This is a genomic window from Leptolyngbya sp. FACHB-36 (assembly GCF_014695955.1).
GTDB lineage: Bacteria > Cyanobacteriota > Cyanobacteriia > Leptolyngbyales > Leptolyngbyaceae > FACHB-36.
Map to the genome: position 1 here is coordinate 1 of NZ_JACJPG010000541.1, position 5,606 is coordinate 5,606.

The 5,606-nt window shown below is 56.0% G+C and carries 6 protein-coding genes; 3 read left to right on the top strand and 3 right to left on the bottom strand.

Features of this window, described 5'->3' with window-relative positions:
* Positions 1-75: 75 nt before the first annotated feature.
* The 3 genes from H6F43_RS15500 (at position 76) to H6F43_RS15510 (ending at position 2,809) form a co-directional block, all read left to right on the top strand.
* Positions 76-435 carry a hypothetical protein gene (locus tag H6F43_RS15500; RefSeq protein ID WP_190343627.1) on the top strand — a complete coding sequence of 120 codons (360 nt, stop codon included), beginning with the start codon at positions 76-78 and terminating at the stop codon, positions 433-435.
* Positions 436-489: 54 nt separating this feature from the next.
* On the top strand, positions 490-1,977 hold the full coding sequence (locus H6F43_RS15505; RefSeq protein WP_242025659.1) for a hypothetical protein: 1,488 nt from the start codon (positions 490-492) through the stop codon (positions 1,975-1,977).
* A gap of 115 nt (positions 1,978-2,092) precedes the next feature.
* A complete protein-coding gene (locus H6F43_RS15510; protein ID WP_190343628.1) occupies positions 2,093-2,809 on the top strand; it encodes a Nif3-like dinuclear metal center hexameric protein in 717 nt (238 codons plus the stop codon).
* On the opposite strand, the gene H6F43_RS15515 is transcribed toward H6F43_RS15510, so the two are convergent.
* From H6F43_RS15515 to H6F43_RS15525, 3 genes are all read right to left on the bottom strand, one after another.
* Positions 2,795-3,718 carry a tetratricopeptide repeat protein gene (locus H6F43_RS15515; RefSeq protein ID WP_190343629.1) on the bottom strand — a complete coding sequence of 308 codons (924 nt, stop codon included), beginning with the start codon at positions 3,716-3,718 and terminating at the stop codon, positions 2,795-2,797. The genes H6F43_RS15510 and H6F43_RS15515 overlap by 15 nt on opposite strands.
* A gap of 156 nt (positions 3,719-3,874) precedes the next feature.
* Positions 3,875-4,954, bottom strand: coding sequence for a heat-inducible transcriptional repressor HrcA (gene hrcA / locus H6F43_RS15520; RefSeq protein ID WP_190343630.1), 1,080 nt, complete (start codon positions 4,952-4,954; stop codon positions 3,875-3,877).
* Positions 4,955-5,138: 184 nt separating this feature from the next.
* Positions 5,139-5,480 (bottom strand): rhodanese-like domain-containing protein, encoded by a 342-nt coding sequence (locus H6F43_RS15525; RefSeq protein WP_190343631.1) that lies wholly within the window; start codon positions 5,478-5,480, stop codon positions 5,139-5,141.
* Between the last annotated feature and the right edge of the window lie 126 nt (positions 5,481-5,606).

The window sequence follows — 5,606 nt, forward strand, 5'->3', positions numbered from 1 at the left end:
CGCGATCGTGCGTCTCCTCAAAACCACTTTTTTTAAGAGGGAATATGCTGGAGTTAGTCGTGAGCTACCACCCCCATGATTAAGCATCTAATAATTGGAGCAACCGCGCTAGGCGTGGCAGTGGGAACTGCTCCTGCTTTGGCGCAAGTGTCTAATCCTTCCTCGTCTTCCGGGACGGGAAATCAGTTGAACTACCCGTCAGGAACGCGCATTTACCCCAGCGGTACAATCGTGACGCCGCAAAACGGCATCCTGTTGCCAAACGTGACTCTGCAACGCGGCGACGGTTCCACGACTTACTACTACTCGAATGGCACCAGCGTTACGACGCCAAAAAATTCCGTTAGCCCAGTGGGTACCTATTTATCGCCCGGACTCAACGGTGGGGTTCGTCCCAGCACGCGCACTACTCCTGGCAGTTTGCTCGATCGCTAGCTATTGCGCACTGTACCCAGTAGGGTAAAAGGTGTGTTGTCGCTGGTTACGAAGATGGCTTCTCCGCGTCCTGTTCTGCGCCCATCTCCGAGTCGTCGGAAAAACCTTTGGTTTGAGCGGCTGATGGCGCTTCTGGCAACCGCAAACTTCGGACTGGTGCTGTTCGATCTGAGCTATGTGCCGTGGCGCGATTTTTGGCTGCGCGGAACGTTTCAGCTACCGCTGGTCAATTTCCCCCTTCAGGTGCCGATGCCGCGCCAGATTACTCAGTGGTACGACCCGATTAAAGGCATTGAACCGCACCGAGACACACAAGACTATCTGCAAGCAGTGCAGCAGCTTGAACAGCAAGTCGTGCAGCAGGGGTTGAACAGTCCAGAGGTGCAGCGATCGCTGGCAAACCTGCGCGATCTGAGCGTGGAGATGATCGACACTAACCCGTTTGCGCTGGCAAACAAAAGCGGCACGCTAGAGAAGATTAAAAATCGAATGCGCGATCGCATGTTCGGCGATCGTCGAGAGTCTGCTCGCCAAGCGTTTCAGCGGTTTTGGAGCACCGATTATTTGACGCCCGCAAACTGGCAGCAGGAGATCGGCTGGTTCAATCGCACCGTTACACCGCTGATCCAAACGAACTACTACCGCTCGATCGGCGAATCGGGCGATTTTACGAACAACTTCGGCGTCATTGATACACCCTTCGCGCTGCTGTTTCTGCTGGAATTTCTTGCTCGTACGTTTTACCTCAGCCGCCGCTATCGATCGCTAAGCTGGCGCGATGCCATGCTGTGGCGCTGGTACGACATTCCTTTATTTCTGCCATTGTGGTTATTCTTTCCGCCGCTGGAACTGCTGCGGGCGATTCCCGTTGCGGTTCGGTTGCATCAGGCAGAACTCGTTGATTTAGAACGGGTGCGGAATCAAGCCACGCAGCAGTTTGTCAGCAGTATTGCCGATGAGCTGACCGAAGTCGTCGTGGTGCAGGTGATCGATCAGGCTCAGGCAGCAATCCAACGCGGTGAGGTATCGCGCTGGCTGTCCCAGGCAGTAAATCAGCCGCGTGTGGACCTCAACAACACCGATGAGGTGGCGGCAATCTCGACGCTGCTGGTGAGGCTGACGGTGTACGAGGTGCTGCCCAAAATTCAGCCGGACATTACAGCGCTGCTGACGCACAACTTGGAGGGCATTTTGAACCAGTCGCCCGCCTACCAAGCGCTAAAGAATTTGCCTGGAGCCGCTAATATACCGATACAGTTGACCGATCGCCTGGTGGCTGAAGCGATTCAACTGCTGCAAACCACCCTGACCAACCTGCTGAGCGATACCGCTGGAGCCGAACTCTCTGGTCGCCTCGCGCAAAATTTTGCTCAAACGCTGGGGTCAGAAGTGCAGGATCAGCGTGCCTTACAGCAGATCCAAGCGCTGCTGACCGACCTGCTGGAAGAGGTCAAGCTGGGATTTGTGGCACAGGCGGGAACCAATCCTGAAGCGCTGCTGGAAGAAACGCGCCAGCTAAGACAGATTGCGCGACGTGGCTAGCTGACGTGCTGTTTGCTAGCTTTGCTCTACAGCGGTCACATGAATAGACCACAATCGGTTGAGTGGGCAGTGCTCACCTAACAAAAAATTGCTTCAAGTCGGTGGTCTTGTCCTCATGCTGTTGCTAACTGAACTGGCGGCGTTTTTGGATCAGCGATTGGAGCGCGATCGCGTTCCAGCCGAGGATCAGAACGGAATCTATCGGGCGTCCGATCGTCCAATTCAGCGGTTGGGGTTGGCGCTGGAGCCGTGGGCGGACATGGCAGAGTGGGTCCGGGCAGAATCGCTAGACGCGCTGTTTTTGCATCGTCCCTGGAAGCTAGACTCCGCGAAGCTCGCCGACGATATTGGAATCGTGGCGTATCATCTTGCGTTTGATGAGCGTCTGACGGTGGGCTTGAATCCTGACTTGGCGATCGCGCTGGGTCTAACGGAGTTGGACGTGCTGGGGACAAAGCACAACCGACCGATCGGTATGATTGGCAACGTTCCGCCCCAACGGCTCAGCGCCTACTGCGATCGGGTGCGCCAGTGCTTTGGTGGCGCGGAGTTCAGCAGCGCAAGCGAAAAAGGCGAAAAAACGGTGTCACGTGTTGCTGTTGTCGGCGCAATGGATGATGCCCTTGTGCGAGAGGCACACGATCACGGCGCGCAGCTATACGTGACGGGACAGGTCCGCGAGGCAGCAGCACTAGCCGTCGAGGAAACCGCGATCGCCGTAGTTGCCGTAGGGCACCATCGCGCCGAGATGTGGGGGTTGCAGACGCTCGCCGCGATCGTGTCTGAGCACTGGTCCACGCTTCAGGTGCGGGTGGCGTTAGGGAGACGCTGACGGAGCCGGAGCCGGAGCGGCACTAGGCGCAGCGGTTGGCGGTGCTGAGTTGGGCGCGGTAGGCGCGGGGGCAACGGCTCCCGGTGCGGGCGCGTTGGCAATTTGGTTGATCTGGTCTTTGAACCGAGCCGGAGCAAGCGTCGCCGCAGAGGTAAACAGAGGCTTTGCTTCGTCAGACTTGCCCTGCGTTTTTAGGACGATCGCCTTTGCTAGCACTGGACGAAAATCATCTTTCTTCGCTTTGGCTGCTTCGTCGTAGATGGCGATCGCTTCGTCATATCGTTTTTGTTCGGCGTAGGCGCGACCCAGCAGTAGCTGCACCGATTGCACATCAACGCTGTTCGGCTGGATCTGATTCGCCTGAGGCGCTTTCTTCAGCGTGTCCTGAAGCAAGTCGATCGCCGCCTCCGGACGCTTTTCCTGAATCAGCAGCGTGGTCAAGCCATCTAGGGCATTCAGGGTTCCAGGCTTGGTTTCCAAAATCGTGCGGTAGGCTTGGGCAGCGCCTTCACGATCGCCAGTCTGCTGTTTTGCCTGCGCCAGCAGCACTGAGTAATCGGTTTCAGCAGGCTTGAGCTTTGCCAGCTTTTCTAGCGGTGGAATTACATCTTTAACGTCACCTGCGCCGATGCTAATCAGCCCCAGCCGCGCCTCAATCAGCCCCTTCAGCGCCGTTTCGTTTTCGGATTCTCGCTGTAGCACTGACTCGTAGCCTTTCACCTGCGACTCAAGCTGTTCTTTTTTGGGCTGGGCGCTGGCGCTTGGCGACGCTGAAGGACTGGTAGTGGGCGGAGCTTTGCTCACTTCCAGAACGCTGCTGAAAATCGGAAACACCGAGAAGCCAACAAAGGCGACGACGGACAGTATCAAAACCAGGTTGATCATCCAGCGGTTGCGCTTTTCAGTCACGGAACTGCCTCGAAACTCTAAATGCCTTTCTATTATGGGCTACATCATCCCGTTCTGAGGTCTAAGTTTTTAGCGAGGGCATGAGAGACGATCGCAAAAATCCGCTGGGCTGCAAGCGACAAATCCCTCCAGCCAACGGTGGCGTAAGCCTCTTGGTTAACTCAGAGCATCCGAGAGATAATCGGCGGCGGCTTCAACCAGCGCGATCGCGTTTTCGTACACCATGCGCGTGGGTCCCAACACGCCGACGCTTCCCACAGGCGTTGTGCCCTTGCAGTAGGTGGATGAAATTAGCGTGCAGGTGCGAATTGGCTCTAAAAGATTTTCGGAGCCAATCCGAATCATGACGCGGCGACCGGGTTTATCGAAGCCCGGCTGCTCAAAGATCAGGGGCACGAGTTGGTCTTGCTCTTCCTCCAGCAGATGGACGATCGTTTTGACCTGCTGCACCTCCGAGAATTCTGGCTGCCGCAGCACTTCAGACAAGCCGCTAATGAGCAACTGTGTAGGAGCCGGAAATTGAGAGCGGCGCGTCAGCTCGCTCAGGATGGCTTTAAGAAAGTCACCGTAGCGCTGGAATCCGCGATCGAGTTCGCTCCAGTCCAGCGTCGCCAACTCTGCGATCGCGCGTCCTCGCAGTTCGCTGTTCAAGAAGTTCGACAGAAGTTGCAGCTCCCGCTCCAGCAGATCCGCATCGGGTTCGCTGCTGTCGTCTGCAACGGGCAACTCCATTAGCGCCGACTGCGTTTCGTAGGAGTTAGTGACGAAAATCAGCATCACGCGTCCGGAGTCAACGGGTACAAGCTGCACGTGGCGGAGGTGAGCCGTTTGGGTTTGGGGCGTCGTAATTAAGGCAATGTAGCCGCTGACGGTTGCCAAAATCTGAGCCGCACCGCGCAGCACTGCCTCCAGACTGCGATCGTCCCGGTTGAGGCGATCGCTAAGCAACTGCTCAACGTGCAGATTTAACTCATTCGATGGCGTGATCAACTGGTCTACATAGATCCGGTAGCCAGAATCAGAAGGGACGCGTCCAGCGGAGGTGTGCGGCTGATACAGCAGTCCCACTTTTTCCAGAACGCCCATCGCATTGCGAATTGTGGCAGAACTGACGCTGAGGTTATATTCCTTGACCAGCGCCTCCGAACCAACGGGTTCTGCGGTGGCAATGTAGTGACGCACGGTTGCCCAAAGAACCTGCTGCTGCCGATGGGTGAGATTAACCTGTACAGACATTTCGGTTGAAGCGATGAGTCGGGTTAGGAATGCGAGGGCTGAATCTTGGAAGCTTTATGAATGAATTATGAAGCAAGGCTACTACCACAGAAGTTCCTTGTGAACGGAAGTCCAGTGCCCCTGTATCAATATTACGGTTGAATCCTACTGGTGTCAGGGTAACGAGTCAGATCAGAACCGGGAATCAGTACCGGGGCACGGATGGATCGACCACGATCGCATACGCATCGATCCCACCTTCGATATTCTTGACGTTCGTGAAGCCCTGAGTGTTCAACCATTGGCACATCTGCGCCGATCTCATTCCGTGATGGCACAGCACCAGCGTTTCTTTCTCTGGGTCCAAGCGCGTGTGGATCTGCCCGGACCACTCCGCAAACTGACTCAGCGGCAGATTCTTGAAGCCCTCTAGCTGCGCCAGCTCCAGTTCCGCAGGCTCTCGTACATCAACCAACTGCAAATCGGGCGACCCTGCTAGACGGTGAGCAAACTCTTCGACAGTGATTTGAACGAGGGAAGTGGACATAGAAAGTAGGGAGTAGGGTTCCTACGACAATAGCGTAGGCGGCTGGGTTTAGGAAGTCACGAGATTCTGTCTGTCACTCCTGTTCCTCTGGCTTCTCTATCTCGTCGCTGTTCTCGTCTCCCTTGC